15 protein-coding genes and 1 pseudogene are annotated in these 16,843 nt (G+C 64.3%); 4 read left to right on the forward strand and 12 right to left on the reverse strand.

Going from position 1 to position 16,843, the window contains the following annotated elements:
- Nucleotides 1-5: 5 nt before the first annotated feature.
- The 12 genes and pseudogenes from ptsP to NKH59_RS10480 form a co-directional block, all read right to left on the reverse strand.
- Complete coding sequence (gene ptsP / locus NKH59_RS10425) at nt 6-1,622, reverse strand: phosphoenolpyruvate--protein phosphotransferase (RefSeq protein ID WP_352469936.1); 1,617 nt, start codon at nt 1,620-1,622, stop codon at nt 6-8.
- Nucleotides 1,606-1,908, reverse strand: a complete 303-nt coding sequence (locus tag NKH59_RS10430; protein ID WP_023676329.1) for an HPr family phosphocarrier protein — start codon at nt 1,906-1,908, stop codon at nt 1,606-1,608. Before NKH59_RS10430 ends, ptsP begins: the two co-directional genes overlap by 17 nt.
- A 22-nt stretch (nt 1,909-1,930) precedes the next feature.
- Nucleotides 1,931-2,320, reverse strand: a complete 390-nt coding sequence (gene dhaM, locus NKH59_RS10435; RefSeq protein ID WP_352469937.1) for a dihydroxyacetone kinase phosphoryl donor subunit DhaM — start codon at nt 2,318-2,320, stop codon at nt 1,931-1,933.
- Complete coding sequence (gene dhaL / locus NKH59_RS10440) at nt 2,317-2,919, reverse strand: dihydroxyacetone kinase subunit DhaL (RefSeq protein ID WP_352469938.1); 603 nt, start codon at nt 2,917-2,919, stop codon at nt 2,317-2,319. Before dhaL ends, dhaM begins: the two co-directional genes overlap by 4 nt.
- An 81-nt stretch (nt 2,920-3,000) precedes the next feature.
- Nucleotides 3,001-4,644 carry a dihydroxyacetone kinase subunit DhaK gene (locus NKH59_RS10445; protein ID WP_352469939.1) on the reverse strand — a complete coding sequence of 548 codons (1,644 nt, stop codon included), beginning with the start codon at nt 4,642-4,644 and terminating at the stop codon, nt 3,001-3,003.
- Nucleotides 4,645-4,711: 67 nt separating this feature from the next.
- Nucleotides 4,712-5,725, reverse strand: a complete 1,014-nt coding sequence (locus NKH59_RS10450; RefSeq protein ID WP_352448469.1) for an ABC transporter ATP-binding protein — start codon at nt 5,723-5,725, stop codon at nt 4,712-4,714.
- Nucleotides 5,718-6,830, reverse strand: coding sequence for an ABC transporter ATP-binding protein (locus NKH59_RS10455; RefSeq protein WP_352448470.1), 1,113 nt, complete (start codon nt 6,828-6,830; stop codon nt 5,718-5,720). Before NKH59_RS10455 ends, NKH59_RS10450 begins: the two co-directional genes overlap by 8 nt.
- Before the next feature lie 3 nt (nt 6,831-6,833).
- Nucleotides 6,834-7,034 (reverse strand): hypothetical protein, encoded by a 201-nt coding sequence (locus NKH59_RS10460; protein ID WP_353021716.1) that lies wholly within the window; start codon nt 7,032-7,034, stop codon nt 6,834-6,836.
- Nucleotides 7,031-7,981, reverse strand: coding sequence for a carbohydrate ABC transporter permease (locus NKH59_RS10465; protein ID WP_352448471.1), 951 nt, complete (start codon nt 7,979-7,981; stop codon nt 7,031-7,033). The genes NKH59_RS10460 and NKH59_RS10465 overlap by 4 nt, the downstream gene beginning before the upstream one ends.
- A complete protein-coding gene (locus tag NKH59_RS10470; RefSeq protein ID WP_031211681.1) occupies nt 7,978-8,925 on the reverse strand; it encodes a carbohydrate ABC transporter permease in 948 nt (315 codons plus the stop codon). The genes NKH59_RS10465 and NKH59_RS10470 overlap by 4 nt, the downstream gene beginning before the upstream one ends.
- 110 nt (nt 8,926-9,035) lie before the next feature.
- Nucleotides 9,036-10,367, reverse strand: coding sequence for an ABC transporter substrate-binding protein (locus NKH59_RS10475; RefSeq protein ID WP_352469942.1), 1,332 nt, complete (start codon nt 10,365-10,367; stop codon nt 9,036-9,038).
- A gap of 212 nt (nt 10,368-10,579) precedes the next feature.
- Nucleotides 10,580-11,139 (reverse strand): annotated as a pseudogene (locus NKH59_RS10480) (PIG-L deacetylase family protein).
- 27 nt (nt 11,140-11,166) lie between these two features.
- On the opposite strand from NKH59_RS10480, the gene NKH59_RS10485 reads away from it, so the two are divergent.
- The 4 genes from NKH59_RS10485 (at nt 11,167) to NKH59_RS10500 (ending at nt 16,793) form a co-directional block, all read left to right on the forward strand.
- Nucleotides 11,167-12,057 (forward strand): DMT family transporter, encoded by an 891-nt coding sequence (locus NKH59_RS10485; protein WP_353021718.1) that lies wholly within the window; start codon nt 11,167-11,169, stop codon nt 12,055-12,057.
- 75 nt (nt 12,058-12,132) lie between these two features.
- Nucleotides 12,133-14,751, forward strand: coding sequence for an ATP-dependent helicase HrpB (gene hrpB, locus NKH59_RS10490; protein WP_352969943.1), 2,619 nt, complete (start codon nt 12,133-12,135; stop codon nt 14,749-14,751).
- Between the two features lie 89 nt (nt 14,752-14,840).
- Entirely contained in the window at nt 14,841-16,166 is a 1,326-nt protein-coding gene (locus NKH59_RS10495) for an ActS/PrrB/RegB family redox-sensitive histidine kinase (RefSeq protein ID WP_352681411.1), read from the forward strand.
- 63 nt (nt 16,167-16,229) lie between these two features.
- Nucleotides 16,230-16,793 (forward strand): ActR/PrrA/RegA family redox response regulator transcription factor, encoded by a 564-nt coding sequence (locus NKH59_RS10500; RefSeq protein WP_023676342.1) that lies wholly within the window; start codon nt 16,230-16,232, stop codon nt 16,791-16,793.
- The last annotated feature ends 50 nt before the right edge of the window (nt 16,794-16,843 follow it).

Here is a 16,843-nt window from a genome sequence, read left to right on the forward strand (position 1 = left end):
GGGGCCTAGATCGAAACGTCCGCGATGGCCGCCTTGGCCATCGCGAGTTGGGCGGGAGCGACGGAGAGGTCACGCAGGCCGGTTTCGAGCAGCGCCGGGATCGAGGCGGGGTCGCCGCCGGCATCGCCACACAGGCTGACCGGGATATTATGCTCGCGGCCGAAGGCGGCAACCGAGGCGATCAGCCGGAGCACGGCCGGATGCCTGACGGAATTCAAATGTGCGACCGACGCATTGTCGCGCGCGGCGGCCATCACGTATTGGGTCAAATCATTCGAACCGATCGAGAAGAAAGCGGCCTTGGCGAATGCCTCCGGTGCGATGGCCACCGACGGCACCTCGACCATGATGCCAAGCGGCGGCATTTTGTGCGCGATGCCGCGCGCCAAAAGGTCAGCCTGCTCCTCAGCGAACAGCGCGGTGGCGTGTTCATACTCTTCCGGAACGGCGATCATCGGGAACATCACCTTCAGATTGCCGTGCATGGCGGCACGTAGCAAGGCGCGGATCTGCACACCAAAGACCTCCGGACGCATCAGCGACAGCCTGATCCCGCGCAGGCCAAGGAATGGATTACCTTCCTCGACGGTCAGGCCCGGCACAGGTTTATCGCCGCCCGCATCGACAGTACGGATCGTCACCGGCCTGTCGCCTGCCCATTCCAGCACTCTACGGTAGGCGCGATATTGCGTCTCCTCGTCCGGCAGCGTCTTGCCGAACAGGAATTCGGTCCGCATCAGCCCGACACCGTCGCACGCCGCAGCATCGATGCGGTCGACATCGGACGGATCGGCAATATTCACCTGCACGTGGACCGCTATGCCGGTCTTCGTTGCTGCCGGCCTTGTCAAATAGGCTGCCGCTTTGTCGCGATGCGCCGCGAAAGACGACGACGATCGCCGGAATGCGTCGATCTCCACTTTCGAAGGCGCCAACACGATGCCGCCATGTTCGGCATCGAGCAGTGCGATTCCGGCAAGGTGAGCCGGCGAAGCACCGGGCCCGGCTACCCCACGCGCTACGAGCCCCAACCCCACCACCATTGGCACGCCGCGTGAGCGTGCCAGCATTGCGACATGACTTGCGGCACTTCCGGCCGTAAGTGCTATGCCGCCGCCGGCACTCCAGTCGGTTTCGAGGAAGCGCGTCGGTGCGATATCCTCGCCGTAGAAGATCGCACCTGCCGGCGCGGCAATGTCGCCGCCCCCGGCAAGCGCGCGTAGCACCTGGTCGCGTATGTCGCGCATGTCGGCCGCGCGCGCCCGGAAATAGTCCTGCTCGGATGTTTCATAGCCGGCTATCTCGGCGTCGAGCGCTTTTCGCCAAGCCACATCAGCAGCCATGCCCTCGGCAATTCGCTCAAAGGCCGGGCCGGTCAGCGCGTCGTCCTCCAGCATGGCGAGCTGGAATTCGAGGATACCGGCCGCCTCGCTGTCGCTGGTTTCCATCAATGTCGCGAGCCGGCCTGCGGCAATGGAGATGGCGGCCTCAAGCGCCGCCTTCTCGTCCGCGGCAGTCGCCTTGCGGACATAACGCACAGCAGCCTGGTCCAGATTGAACAGCGGCCCCTCGGCATAGCCGGCCGATGCCGAAATGCCCTGCAGCCTAAGCGGTTCGGGCATGGTCCTTGCCTTCGTCGAAATCGCGCCGCACCAGCTCGACCAGTGCGCCGACCGCCTCGCCGGCGCCGTCCCCTTTGGCTCTGATATGCAGGACAGTGCCTTTCGGCGCTTTCGCCGCCATCACCTTGACGATGCTCTTGGCGTCGAACCATGGCCCGTTGGCGGCGAGCGCAATCTCGACGTCGGCCGAAAACGTCTTGGCAAGCTTGGTGAACTTCACCGAAGGACGCGCATGCAGTCCCACCTCATGGGTGATCAGGACGCTGGCTTCGGCTGCTGCGGACATGCTTGTCAAAATTCCCGTTCGTTCACGACGGCGACAATTCGTGCGCCGTCGCCACCACTTCCCTGAGCGAGGCGCCGCCGGAAGCCTCGGTCGCCGCCATCACCGCGCCTTCGACGATCGGCGCATTGCAGACAATGATCTTCTGGGCGCGTGGTTCGCCGATCATCTCGACCGCCATCTCGCTATTGGTCTCGGCACCGCCGAGATCGACGAGGATCGCGACCCCCGCCTCCGACCAGGCCTTGTCGATGGCGTCCATGATCGCCTCGACATTGGTTCCCAGCCCGCCATGGCCGTTTCCCCCGCACCATGCAAGCGGCACTTCGTTGCCGACCATCTGCCGCACCATGTCGGCGGTGCCTTCGGCGACCAGCGGCGAATGCGATACGATGACGATGCCGACATTGCTCATGCGCGCCTCTCGATTGCCTCGGCTACGGCCCGCACCAGAAGCGCAGTCGAGCGTGCGCCGGCATCCATATGACCGATCGAACGGTCGCCAAGGAACGAGGCGCGCCCACGCAGCGCCTTCATCGGCACGGTCGCGTCGGCCGCGTTGTCGGCGATCTCGACGATGTCCGCTGCCGTCTTTCCCTGCAGCAGGGCCTCATGCACCGGCTGCAGCACATCTAACATGGTTTTTTGCCCGGCCTGCGACTTGCCTCTGGCGGCAACCGCTTCGATCGCCTTGCCGAAGGCCGCCGCCAGGTCGGCGCGACCCGGCGCGGCGGAAATCTCCTTGCCGAGCGCCATGAACAGCGTGCCGAACAACGGACCGGAGGCTCCGCCGACGGTCATCACCAGTTTGGTGCCGATCGCCTTCAGCGCCTCGGGCAACGGCTTTGTCGCAAACGCGCCGGCCTCGGCCCGCACTGCCTCGAAGCCGCGTCTCATGTTGAGCCCATGGTCGCCGTCGCCGATGGCCTGGTCGAGACTGGTCAGCTCGTCGGCATGTGCGGCGATCGTGTTTGCCGCCGCCTCGATCAGCCTGGAAATATCCGCTGCCGCCATATCACCCATGCTCCTGGCCCCTGCGCTGCCGGCAGTACGAGAAAATTGCATATCCGGCAATTGAAGCATTCTTTTCCCCAGTCAAGCGGGTTCGAGCAACGCAGCGAGGGCAGTGAAGACCTCGGCGACGGCAAAGGCGCCGGGGTCGACCACGCCGTCGAGCTGGCTGCCAATATAAGCGGACCGCCCGGCCTTGGCCTTGCGCATGGCAGCGGTGGCCTCGGCGCCGCGTTGCGCCGCGACCGCCGCATCTTCCAGACTCCCCCTATCCAGCGCCCTCAAGGCGGGTTCCAGGGCATCGATCATCGTGCGATCGCCGACCCTCGCTCCACCATAGAAGGACATCCGATCGAGGCCGGCGAGAAGCGCCTTGGGAAGCGTTTCGCCAGACTCCAGCGCCTGCGCGGCGGCGGTGAAGAAGATCGACAACAGCACGCCGCTAGAGCCGCCCATGCTGGCGCTCAGGATGTCGCCGACGACGGCGAGCGTTGCGGCAGGGTCAGCGAGCGGCAGTGTTGCAATGCGGCCAAGCACACTGCGCGCACCGGCCGCCACTGTCGATCCGGTGTCACCGTCTCCCGCCTTGGCATCCAGTCCGTTCAACGAGCCTTCAAGCGAGATCAGCCGTTCGCAGACCGCGACAACCAACCGGTCGGTGCGTGCGTCCTGGCTGGCTTTCGACGCGTTGTTCGGGCCGGCGGCTTTGGCCATCGGCACGACGCTGGCTTGGCGAACGGCTCTTGCCGGCAGCCAGGCGTGGGGGCCTACCGGCGCCCGCAACGCCGCTTCGCGCGACGCATCGAGCCGGATCAGCGACAGGGAAAAGCCGTTCATGTTGAGCGCGGTCATAAGCTGCCCGGGCCCGATTGTCAGCGTCACCTTTTGCGCCAGCGGTGAAGCCAGTACCGCATTGGCGACAAGCAACATTTCCAGCGGTGGCACCGAACCGAGATTATTGATCAGCAAGGCGTAGTGGCTGACCGGATCAAGCCGCGCGGCAAGGCGCTCCGACATGATCGCAACCAGCCTTTCGGCACTTTGCACCGCAATCCGCTCAACGCCCGGTTCGCCATGGATGCCGAGGCCGAGTTCGGCATCGTCCGCCCCGAATCTTTCTTCATGGCTCTGGCCGGGGATCGAGCAGGATGACAGCGATATGCCGAGCGAAACGATATCCGCCGCCACTGCCCGCGCCGCCCCGGCAATCGCCGCCAGGTCAATGCCGGCTTCCGACTGGTGGCCGGCGATCTTGTGCACGAACAAGGTGCCGGCCAGGCCACGCGGCTGGGCAATGTCCGGCAGGGCGATATCGTCGGCGACAATCACCATCTCGACCCGGAAGCCTTCGGCGCGCGCCTTCTCGGCTGCCAGGCCGAAGTTGAGGCGATCGCCGGTATAGTTCTTGACGATCAGCAGACACCCGGCGGGACCGGTCACCGCGCGGATGGCGGCCAATACCGCTTCCACGCTCGGCGAAGCAAAGATCTCGCCCGAAACCGCCGCCGTCAGCATGCCAATGCCAACAAAGCCGGCATGGGCAGGTTCGTGCCCGGCCCCGCCGCCGGAAATGACCGCAACCTTGGTCTTATCCCAGTCCGCGCGGAGAATGACCTTGATCTCGGGATAGCCGTCGAGGCGAGCGAGATCGCCGGCGCCGGTAGTATCGAGGAAGCCGTCCAGGGCCTCAGTTACGATCGTATCCCTGCGATTGAAAAAATGCTTCATCGAATTGGTCCAGTCCGGTGCCCGAAATTGCCGGTTGAAAGGTGCCAGGAAAACACTCGCGCAGCGCTCACATCAGCCGTCGCCCATCGGGGCCGAAATACAGCGGCGAGCGATAGCGGATCATGATCTTGTCGCCCTGAGCCAGGTCGGTGTCGGGGTCGGTTAGCGTCACCAGCTTCCTGGTCCCCACCGTCACATGCAGATGGTTCTGGTCGCCGAGATGCTCGACCCAATCGACGACGCCGTCGGCATGGCCGTTCGCCGCCTTCTCGATCGAAAGATGTTCGGTGCGAGCACCGATCGTCTTTGTTCCCGCCGGCGCGCCGCCATCCGGCAGCAGTCCGACCGGCAACAAATTGATTGCCGGTTGGCCGAGCCGTGCGGCGACGTGTAGGTTTGCCGGCTCAGAATAGATCGCGCGCGGGGAACCGATCTGCACCAGCACGCCGTCGGCGAGAATGCCGATGCGGTCGGCCATGGTCATCGCTTCGATCTGGTCGTGCGTGACGTAGAGCATTGTGGCGCCGAGTTCCGCCTGGATGCGCTTCAGCTCTAGCCTGAGATCGGCGCGCAGCTTGGCGTCGAGCGACGACAGCGGCTCGTCCATCAGGTAGATCGACGGCTTGCGCACCAAGGCGCGGCCGATGGCGACGCGCTGCATCTCGCCGCCAGAGAGTTTGGTCGAGCGATTATTCAGCTTGTGGTGGATGCGCACCATCTTGGCCACGTCCTCGACGCGGCGGCGGATCTGATCCTCCGGCATTTTCCGTGCTGGCGAGCGCAGCGGAAAGGCGAGGTTGTCGTAAACCGACAGATGCGGATAGAGCGAATATTGCTGGAATACGAAAGCGGTGTCGCGCTCGGCCGGCGACAGCGTCGTCGTGTCGTGGCCGGCAATATGGATCGAGCCCGCTTCCGGACGCTCCAACCCGGCGATCAGCCTGAGCGTCGTCGTCTTGCCGGCGCCGGTCGGCCCGAGCAGCACGACGAATTCCCCGTCGGCGATATGCAGGTCGAGATTGTCGACGGCGACATGCTCGCCAAAAGCCTTGGTCACGCTTTTGATGTGAACGTCAGCCATGATGTGCTCTCCCCTGGGAGGCCGAGTCATGGATTTCGGTGCGCACCGCACGCCCGGATCCTTTTGCGAACAGCGACAGCCGCGCGCTGCTCAGCGCCAGGCCCACATGATCGCCCGGATTGAGCCGGATTTCGGCCGGCACCCTGGCCTTGATGATGCCGTCCGCTGTCTCCACCGCGACGATCTGAGTGGTGCCGAGATATTCCGTGCCGTAAATAGCACCGCGCAGCTTCGAAGCGTCATCGAAGCGGATGTGCTCCGGTCGGATGCCAAGCGCCATCTCGGCCGGCGCGACGTCCTCGCGGATCTCCGGCACGGCCACCTTCGCGCCTTGCACAACAATTTCCCTGGCGCCCTTTGAAAGCCCGCCGCCGAAGCCGAGGAAATTCATCGGCGGCGAGCCGATGAAGTCGGCGACGAACATCGTCGCCGGCCGGTCGTAGATCTCGCGCGGCGTGCCGAACTGCTCGATGACGCCGTGGTTCATCACCGCGATCTTGTCGGCCATCGACATCGCTTCCATCTGGTCATGCGTGACATAGACGGTGGTGGCGTGAATGCGGTTGTGCAGTTCTCGCAATTCATGGACCATCAGGTCGCGGAATTCGGTGTCGAGCGTGCCGAGCGGCTCATCCATCAGGAAGCATTTTGGCCGCCGTACGATGGCGCGGCCGAGCGCCACGCGCTGGCGATCGCCGCCGGCAAGCCCGGAGACCGATTTGTTGAGCAGATGGTCGATCCGCAAAAGCTTCGCCGTCTCCTCCACTCGGCTCCGGATTTCAGCGCCTGGCACGCCTTGCGCCAGCAGTGGAAAGCCGATGTTCTTCCGCACATTCATGTGCGGATAGAGCGCGAACAGCTGGAAGACGAAGGCGATGTCGCGCTCGCGGGCACGCCGCATGGTGACGTCCTCGCCGCCAAGCAGGATCTTGCCGCCGGTTGGCAGTTCGAGCCCGGCGATCATGCGCAACGTCGTCGTCTTGCCGCAGCCGGACGGCCCCAGCATGACGAAGAATTCGCCGTCCTCGACGACGAAGTTGGAATCCTGCACGGCGACGAAATCGCCGAATGCCTTCCTCAGATGTTCGACCCTGATCTCGGCCATCGTCTACTCCGGAAATTTCGAGACGATGATGAACATCGCCGTGCCCGCAAGCATGGTGATGAAGGAATAGGTGTAGAGCACCAGTGCGAAGGGCTGGAGCAGCATCAGGAAGCCGATGGCGATGATCGCGGTGGCGACGTTTTCCATCAGCCCGCGCCTGGCCCAGACGGGCCAGCGCGATTTGCGTTTTGCGGTCATGCTCATTTACGCACCGCGCCAAAGGTGATGCCGCGCAGCAATTGCTTGCGAAGCAGGATGGTGAAGACCAGGATCGGCACCAGAAAGATCGTCGTGCCGGCCGCGACCGCCGGCCAGTCCTGACCGCCTTCGCCGATGATGGTCGGAATGAAGGGCGGCGCGGTCTGCGCCGTGCCCGAGGTCAGCAGCGCAGCGAAGGCATATTCGTTCCAGGCAAAGATCAGGCAGAAGATGGCGGTTGCGGCAATACCGGTGGTCGCCTGCGGCAGCACCGTGCGCCAGAACGCCTGCAGCCTGGTGTAGCCGTCGATCATCGCCGCTTCTTCATATTCGCGCGGGATCTCGTCGATGAAGCCTTTCAGCAGCCACACCGCCAAGGACACGTTGACCGCCGTATAAAGCAGGATCATGCCGAGAGCCGTGTCCGACAGGCCAAGCTCCCGGTACATCAGGTAGATCGGGATGGCGACCGCGATCGGCGGCATCATCCGCGTCGACAGGATGAAGAACAGAAGGTCGTCGGCGAGCGGCACCTTGAAGCGCGAAAAACCATAGGCCGACAGCGTGCCGAGGAAAACCGCGCAAAACGTCGAGCCGAACGCGATAATCAGCGAATTGACGAAGCGCGGCATGAAGTTGGACGGGCCGGCGATCACCATATTGCGCTTGCGCACCGTCTCGTCGCACAGGCCCGTCGCCGGTCCCAGCGAGTTGATGTATTCCGGTGTTTGCCGAGTCCGGGTCGAGAACAAATTGCAGTAGCCCTCGAGGCTGGGCTGGAACAGGATCTTCGGCGGATAGGCGATCGAATCCGGCGGCGTCTTGAAGCTGGTGGCGAAGATCCACAGCAGCGGCACGATCGAGATCAGCGCGTAGGCGACGATGATGGCGCCGGCGACGCGCTTCGACGTGGCCGACGGCGCGACAACGGAATGGGCTGACGTCAGGCTCATCTCTGCTTCACCTTGTTGAGCGCCTTGACGTAGATGTTTGCGAGGCCAAACACTGCGACGAACAGGATGATGGCGAAAGCCGAGGAATAGCCCGTCCGCCAGCTTTCGAAGGCCTGCCGCTTCAGCGTGATCGAGGCCACTTCGGTGGTCGATCCCGGCCCGCCGCCGGTGAGCAAATTGACCATGTCGAACATCTTGAAGTTCTCGATGCCGCGAAACAGCACCGCCAGCATGATGAAGGGCAGCGCCATCGGCAGCGTGATCGACCAGAACTGCCGCCAGTTGGAGGCGCGGTCGACCTCGGCCGCTTCGTAGATGTATTCGGGGATCGAGCGCAGGCCGGCGAGGCAGATCAGCATTACGTAAGGCGTCCACATCCAGGTGTCGACGATGATGATCGACCATGGCGCCAGTGACACGTTGGAGAGCATGCTGATCTCGGTTGCCGGAATGCCGGTGACGAACGAAACGGCGTAGGCGAACAGCCCGATCTGCGGCTCGTAGAGAAAGCGCCAGAAATTGCCGACCACCGCCGGCGATAGCATCATCGGCACCAGGATGATGGTCGTCCAGAAGGCGTGGCCGCGGAACTTGCGGTCGATCAGCCAGGCCAGAGTGAAGCCGATCAGCGTCTGCAGCAGGATGGTCCAGAACACGAAATGCGCCGTCGTCTGCATGGCGATCCAGATGTCCTGGTCGGCGAGGATGCGCTTGTAGTTGGCCAGCCCGAGGTTCTTCACAACCTCGTTGGGCCGATTGGCGCGAAAATTGGTGAAGGACAGATAGATTGCCCAGAACAGCGGAAAGATGTTGATAGCTAACAGCAACAGGATCGTCGGCGAGATGAACAGCCAGGCGAGGCCCTTGTCGCTGATGCCCCGGACCTTGCGGGCCAACGGCTCGGGCGTAGCCCGGGCAACGCTGTCCGCCGTCCGATTGAGCATGGTCAGTCCTGCTTCGGTCACTTGGCTCGTCTCGACAATGGAATTTATCTGAACTGTGTCCCGTGCCAAGTGGCACGGGACGGTTCGGTCATGGGCTCGGGAGGAGCCGTTTACATCTTGCCATCGTCCTGGAAGACCTCGGTCCAGTCCTTGACGAGGCCGTCGAGCGCATCCTTGGCCGAGCCTTGCCCGGCAACGACATAGTCGTGGAAGCGCTTCTGCGATGCCTGCAACAGCGGGGCATAGCTCGGCTCGGCCCAGAAGTCCTTCACGATGGCCATCGAGTCGAGGAAGGTCTGCGCATAGGGCTGGCTGGCCGGGAAGGCGGGGTCCTTGACGACCGCGTTGAGGCAGGAATAGCCGCCGAGCGACCACCATTTGGACTGCACGTCCTTGTTGGCGAACCATTTGATGTATTTGAGCGCGGCTTCCTGCTTGTCGGAATAGGAGACCACCGAGATGCCCTGGCCGCCGAGCTGGGCGAACTGGTCCCCGTCCGGACCTTTGGGATTGACGAAATAGCCGATCTTGTCGCCGCCGACATTCTCGTCCTTCTGCAGGCCTGGCCAGGTGAAGGCGAAGTTCATGTGCATCGCCACCTGGCCGGATTTGAAGGCATCAACGCCTTCGCCCATGTAGCTGTTCGAGGCGCCGGGAGGGGTGCAGCAATCGTAGAGGGCTTTGTAGAACTCCAGGCCCTTCACCGATTTATCGGAGTTGACGAAGCCTTCCATCTCGTAGGGTTTTTTCGGGTTTTCGTACTGGAAGCCAAAGCTGTAGAGCACGTCCATGGCGCCCATGGTGATGCCTTCCGAGCCGCGCTCGGTGTAGATCGACGCGCCATAGACGGTCTTGCCGTCGATGTCGCGCTTCTGGAAGAATTCGGCGATCTGCTTCAATTGGTCGAAGGTCGTCGGCGGGCCGAGATCCCAGCCGTACTTTTCCTTGAATTCCTTCCGCAGCTCCGGCTTGGAGAACCAGTCCTTGCGGTAAGTCCAACCGACGACGTCACCCATGGCCGGCAGCGCCCAGTAATTCGGCGAGTTCTTCGGCCATTCCGAATAGCCGACGACGGTCGCCGGCACGAAATCATCCATGCTAATCTTCTCCTTGTCGAAGAAGTCGTTCAGCTTGACGTAATGGCCGTTCTCGGCGGCACCGCCGATCCACTGGCTGTCGCCGATGATGAGGTCGCACAGCTTGCCGTGCGAATTCAGCTCGTTGAGAAAGCGATCGGCATAGTTGGTCCACGGCACGAATTCGAATTTCATGCCGATGCCGGTTTCCTTGGTGAAGTCCTTGGACAATTCCACAAGCGCGTTGGCCGGGTCCCAGGCTGCCCAGCAAAGCGTCAGATCTTCTGCCCGCGCGACATTCGAAACGGCTGTCGACGCAAAGAGTGTCGATGCCAGTCCCAACGCCAATTTCAAGGTCGATTTCATGCCTTCCTCCCATTTGCGAAACACGTCCGGATGACGGTTTCAAGAGCCCGCTAAACCCCTCCTCCGGGGCCCAAACACAACGACGCGGCGGCGCACCGGATGTTTAGTAATTTGTTTAGTGATGCAATTTTTACTAAACAAAGCAAGCGAATTCGTTGCTGCACCGCAGCATGCTGGACAGGAAAGCAACGTGAGAAGTTGCGGCGACCTGTCTAGGTCACCGTCTTGTTGCTGACAGCCACCGGACGGATCACTGGGGCCGGCGGCAGCAGCGCGCGGATATCGGCGAAGGGGAAGACTGGCTCGAAGCGGAAGGCCTCGGCAAACGATCCGGCCGGGCCGTTGCACTGGCCGGCGCGAAAGGCGTTCTGCGTGCGCGCCGCGTCGACGAAACGCTCGGGATCCTGCGACTGGTGCGCCCTGACAGCGCGCGGTGGTCGCCATGATAGTCGTTCGGCGCATGCGTTATCACCAGATCCGGCCCTATCTCGCCGATCAGTGCTTTGAGCGCCCCGATCAGCGCGGCATCCGCGACCAGCCCGCCATCGGGAAAGTCGAGGAAGCGCGGCGTCACGCCAAGCAGGCCGGCCGCCGCCGTCGCCTCCTTGCGGCGCGTGCGGGCAAGTGCGGCCGGATCGCCATAGCCGCCCCTGGCGCCATCCGTGGCTATGGCAAAAAAGAGTTCTGCGCCTTGCGCGGCATAGGCGGCCATCGTACCGAACATGAAGATCTCGATGTCGTCCGGATGCGCGCCAAGCGCCAATATCTTCACTCTCATCTCTCCCGGAAATGGAAAAACGTGCCCAACGGAATTCTGCTCGCGCTCATCGCCTATGCAAGCTATTCGTGCAGCGACGCCGTTGTCAAAAGCCTGGGCGGGCAGTTCAACGTCTTCGAGATCGGCTTCTTCTCGACATTGTTTGCCGGCTGCTTTCTGCTCTTTGCCAGGCCGGCAGGCGAGCGCTGGCTCGATTTCTGGCGCACCAACCGGCCCTGGGCGGTACAGGCCCGGGCCTGGGCCGGCATCGCCTCGGGCGTGCTCAGCGTCTATGCCTTCACCACCATTCCGCTGGCGGAAGTCTATGCGCTCATCTTTCTGGCGCCGCTGTTCGTCACTATCCTGGCCACGCTGGTCCTCAAGGAGAAGGTCGGCCCGTGGCGGTGGCTGGCGGTGGTCGCCGGCTTTGCCGGGGTCATGCTGGTCGTCAGGCCGGGGTTTCGCGAATTGCATCTTGGTCATCTGGCGGCGTTCATCATCGCCTTCCTGGCCGCCACCAATGTGATCCTGATGCGTTCGCTCGCCGCGCAGGAAAAGCGCACGACGATGCTCGGCGTGCTGATCGGCTACGGCCTGCTCTTCAACGGCGCCGGTGGGGCGGCTACCTCGTTCTCGCTGCCGGATGGCAGGCAATGGGCCTGGCTGGTACTGGCCGGCGGCTTTACCGCCGGCGGCCAGCTGCTGCATCTGCTGGCGGTCAAATACGCACCGGCCAACCGCATCGCGCCGACGCATTACTCGCAGATCGTCTGGGCGGTGGTTCTGGGTGCGCTGTTCTTCAGGGAATATCCGGATTTTCTGTCGCTGGTCGGCTTGGCCGTGGTCGGCGGTTCCGGCCTGCTGACCATGGTGCGCGAGGAGGTGCGGCTCGGCACGGTGCGCTGGAACCCGTTTTCGCGGACCAGGCTTTGAGTCGGCGCCGAGGTTGCGCCGCGACCGCCACCGCTGATATGCGGTTGCTGCCAACTGGCTGCACAGCATAGCACAATGACGACAAAACCCTTGCCGGACCTGCCGGTCTCCGTTGTCTTGCCGGCGCTCAATGAAACGCTGAGCCATGGTAACAGCGCCGTGCTGGTGGCGCCACCCGGTGCCGGCAAGACGACGCTGGTTCCACTGGCGCTGCTCGACGCTGAATGGCTCGGCGCCGGAAAGATCATCCTGCTCGAGCCGCGCCGCCTCGCCGCCCGCGCTGCCGCCCGCCGCATGGCCGAATTGCTCGGCCAAGAGCCCGGCGAAACCGTCGGCTATGCCATGCGCATGGAAAACCGCAGTTCCGCAAAGACCAGGGTTCTCGTCGTCACCGAAGGCGTGCTGTCCCGCATGATCCTCGACGACCCGGAACTGCCTGGTGTCGCGGCGGTGCTATTCGACGAGTTCCACGAACGCTCGCTCGACGGCGATTTCGGGTTGGCGCTGGCGCTTGACGTGCAGGGTGCGCTGAGGCCCGAACTCAGATTGCTGGTGATGTCGGCAACGCTCGACGGCGCGCGTGTCGCAAAATTGCTGTCCGGCGCGCCGGTGATCGAGAGCGCAGGCCGCGCCTTCCCGGTCGACATCCGCTATGACGAGCGGCCGGCCGGCGTCACGATCGAGGACGCCATGGCCAAGGCGATCCGCTCGGCGCTTGCCGGGGAGGAGGGCAGCGTGCTCGCTTTCCTGCCCGGCCAGCGCGAGATCGAGCGCACCGCCGAGCGGCTGGCGGGCAAGGTCGGCGCCGATACCGACATCGTGCCGCTCTATGGTATGCTCGACAACAAGGCGCAGGACGCGGCGATCAAGCCGGCGCCGCTCGGCCGCCGCAAGGTCGTGCTGGCGACGTCGATCGCCGAAACCTCCATCACCATCGACGGCGTCCGCGTCGTCATCGATTCCGGCCTGTCGCGGCTGCCGCGCTATGAACCGGCGAGCGGCCTGACGCGGCTGGAGACGGTGCGTGCTTCCCGCGCTTCCGCCGACCAGCGCGCCGGCCGTGCCGGACGCACGCAGCCGGGCGTCGCCATCCGGTTGTGGCGGGCCGAGCAGACAGCGGCCCTGCCGGCCTTCACGCCGCCGGAAATCCTCGAGGCCGATCTTTCCGGCCTGTTGCTCGATAGCGCAGCGTTCGGCGTCGCCGATCCGACCAGTCTATCCTTCCTCGACCCCCCGCCGGCTCCGGCGCTCACCGAGGCGAGGGTACTGCTACGTGCGCTCGATGCTGTCGATGCGGCAGGACGCCTGACGGATGCCGGTGCCGCGATGCGTAGGCTGGCGCTACCGGTGCGGCTCGCCCATATGGTCGCCGAGGCGGCAAGGACCGGAGAGGCGCTCGAGGCGGCGATGCTCGCCGTATTATTGACCGAGCGTGGCCTTGGCGGCGATGGTGCCGATCTCGAACGGCGGCTGCTGCGCTTTCGCGCCGAAAGATCGCCGCGCGCCACCGCCGCCCGGCAGCTGGCTGAGAGGCTGGCAAAGCAGGCTTCACCCTTCCCCTCCAGGGGAGGGTCGGCGAGCGAGCCGAGCGCAGCGAGACGAGCGAGACGGGGCGGGGTCGTCGATGGCGTGCCCGAAGCGGCCCCACCCCTATCCGCTACGCGGATCGACGCGCCGGGGCGAGCCACGGGTCTCGCCCGTCCTTCCGACCCCCTCAAGGGGGAGGGCAGCACAGCCGGCGCTCTCCTCATCCATGCCTGGCCGGATCGGGTCGCCAAAGCGCGCGGCGAGCGTGGCCGCTTCGTGCTTGCCAACGGCTCGGGCGCCATGCTCGACGCCTCCGATCCGCTGGCCGGCGAGACCTGGCTCGTCGTCGCCGACCTGCAGGGCAAGGCGCAGAACGCCCGCATCACCGCAGCGGCAGCCATCGATGAGGCCGACATCCGCACTGCGCTGGCGGAAAAGATCGAGGCCCGCCGCGAGGTGAGCTTCGACCGCGACAGGCGCGCGGCGCGGGTGCGCGAAACGGTTCGCCTCGGCGCCATCACGCTGTCCGAACGCATGCTGCCGGCGCCGACCGGTGCCGACGCGGATCGCGCCATCCTCGACGCCTTGCGCGAACACGGCCTGTCCCTGTTGCCGTGGAACAGGGAGGCGGAGACGTTGCGGCAGCGGCTCGGCTGGCTGCATCGCGGCCTCGGCGTGCCATGGCCCGATGTCTCCGATGCCGCGCTCCTCGAGCGCCTCGACGACTGGCTGCTGCCGTTCCTTTCCGGCGCGGCATCCTTTGCGGCAATCGATCCCAGCGTGCTTTCGCAAGGCCTGATGACGCTGGTGCCGCACGAATTGCAGCGCAAGATCGCCACATTGGCGCCGACCCATTTCGACGCGCCGTCGGGCAGCCGGCTGCCGATCCGCTATGACGGCGAATGGCCGGTGCTGGCGATCCGCGTGCAGGAACTGTTCGGCCTCGACCGGCATCCGGCGATCGCCAACGGCACTGTGCCGCTGACGCTCGAATTGCTGTCGCCGGCGCACCGGCCGATCCAGACGACGCGCGACCTGCCCGGCTTCTGGCGCGGCTCCTGGGCCGATGTGCGGGCAGAGATGCGCGGCCGCTATCCCAGGCATGTCTGGCCGGAGAACCCGCTTCTCGCCGCCGCCACCAGCCGCGCCAAGCCGCGCGGTACCTGATGCTTCCAGACTGTCATCCCGAACCGAGGCCCAGCTTCGACGGTTTTCGGAAAAGACCTCCGGCTGTTTCCCCTCTATAATCACTGGCCATGATAAACATCCTGCACGCACCCGACTTCCAGCAAAGCCAGCGGCTGCGCCTCAACACGCTGATCAGGTTGCGCTGGCTTGCCATCGTCGGCCAGAGCCTGACCGTGCTTGTGGTCGCTTACGGGCTGAAATTTCCGCTACCGGTCGGCATGTGTTTTGCGCTGATCGCCTGTTCGGCCTGGATGAACCTTTTGCTGACCTTCCGCTATCCGGCGGCGCATCGGCTTACCCCGTTCTCGGCCTTCGCCATCCTGACCTTCGACAGCCTGCAGCTTGCCGGCCTGCTCTACATGACCGGCGGCCTTACCAATCCGTTTTCGCTGCTGATGACGGTACCCGTCGTCGTCTCGGCGACGTCGCTGCCGCTGCGGCTGACCGCCATGCTCGGCGCGCTGGTGATCGTGGCGGCGACGCTGCTGGTCTTTTACCACCTGCCGCTGCCCTGGCATGAGGGGGCGCCATTGGCGATGCCGTTCATCTATGTCGCCGGCATGTGGATGGCCGTGTTCTGCTCCATCGCCTTTACCGCGATCTATGCCTTCCGGGTGGCCGAGGAGGCGCGGCTGCTTGCCAACGCGCTTGCCGCCACGGAATTGGTGCTGCAGCGAGAACAGCATCTCTCGGCCCTCGACGGCCTCGCCGCGGCCGCCGCGCACGAACTCGGCACGCCGCTCGCCACCATCACGCTTGTCGCCAAGGAGATGGAGAAGGCGCTTGGCGAAGATCCGAAATACGGCGAGGACGTGAAGCTGCTGCGTTCGCAGAGCGAGCGCTGCCGCGAAATCCTGAAGCGCCTGACCAGCCTGTCCTCCGAGAGCGAGGTGCACCTCTCGCGCCTGCCGCTGACCTCGCTGGTCGAGGAGGTGACGGCGCCGCACCGCGATTTCGGCATTTCGATCAAGCTTCGGCCGGGCGAGCGCATCGGCCCGGAGCCGGTGGGCCGGCGCAATCCCGGCGTCATTTACGGCCTCGGCAATCTGGTCGAGAACGCGGTCGACTTCGCCCGCAACAGCGTGACAGTGCGCTGGAACTGGAATGAGGCCGCCGTCAGCTTCTCGATCATCGACGACGGGCCGGGCTTTCCACCGGAGATCATCGACCGTATCGGAGAACCCTATATGTCGACGCGACAAGGCACCGAAGCCGGCGGCGGCCTCGGCCTCGGCCTATTCATCGCCAAGACCTTGCTCGAACGCTCCGGCGCGACGCTCGATTTCCGCAATTCAAGCGAGCCCGGCGAGGGCGCTATCGTGCAGATATCGTGGCCGCGCAGCGTCTTCCTCAATCCCGAGCAGGCTTCGGCCACCATGTTCGACACGGCCTAAATTGGACAATAGCGTTGCGAAACTATATTTGCGTAAAAATCAGGCAGCAGGATTTTCAGCACGATGAGTACTGACGAAACGATTGGCGCAATGGTCGAAGGCGAGGATACCTCGCTGCTGATCGTGGACGACGACAAGCCGTTCCTGACGCGGCTTGCCCGCGCCATGGAAACCAGGGGTTTCGTGGTCGAGACGGCGGAGAGCGTCGAGGAGGCGGTTGCCAAGGCGCGCGCCAATCCGCCGGCCTATGCGGTGGTCGACATGCGGCTGGCCGACGGCAACGGCCTCGACGTCGTCGCCGCGATTCGCGAGAAGCGCGACGATGCCCGCGCCATCATCCTCACCGGCTACGGCAACATCGCCACTGCGGTGACAGCGGTAAAGCTCGGCGCCATCGACTATCTGTCGAAGCCGGCCGATGCCGACGATATTTTTGCCGCCCTGACCCGCACCGCGGGCGAACGCGCAGCGCCGCCAGAAAATCCAATGTCGGCCGATCGCGTGCGCTGGGAACACATTCAGCGCGTCTACGAAATGTGCGACCGCAACGTCTCGGAAACCGCACGCCGCCTGAACATGCATCGCCGCACGCTGCAACGCATCCTCGCCAAGCGCGCGCCGCGCTAAAGGGCTCTCATTACAGGCTTGCCCGGCCAGCGCTGTTTGCGCATCATCGC

Origin of the sequence: Mesorhizobium sp. M0998 (assembly GCF_040318885.1) — a bacterium.
In the GTDB taxonomy this organism is placed as follows: domain Bacteria; phylum Pseudomonadota; class Alphaproteobacteria; order Rhizobiales; family Rhizobiaceae; genus Mesorhizobium.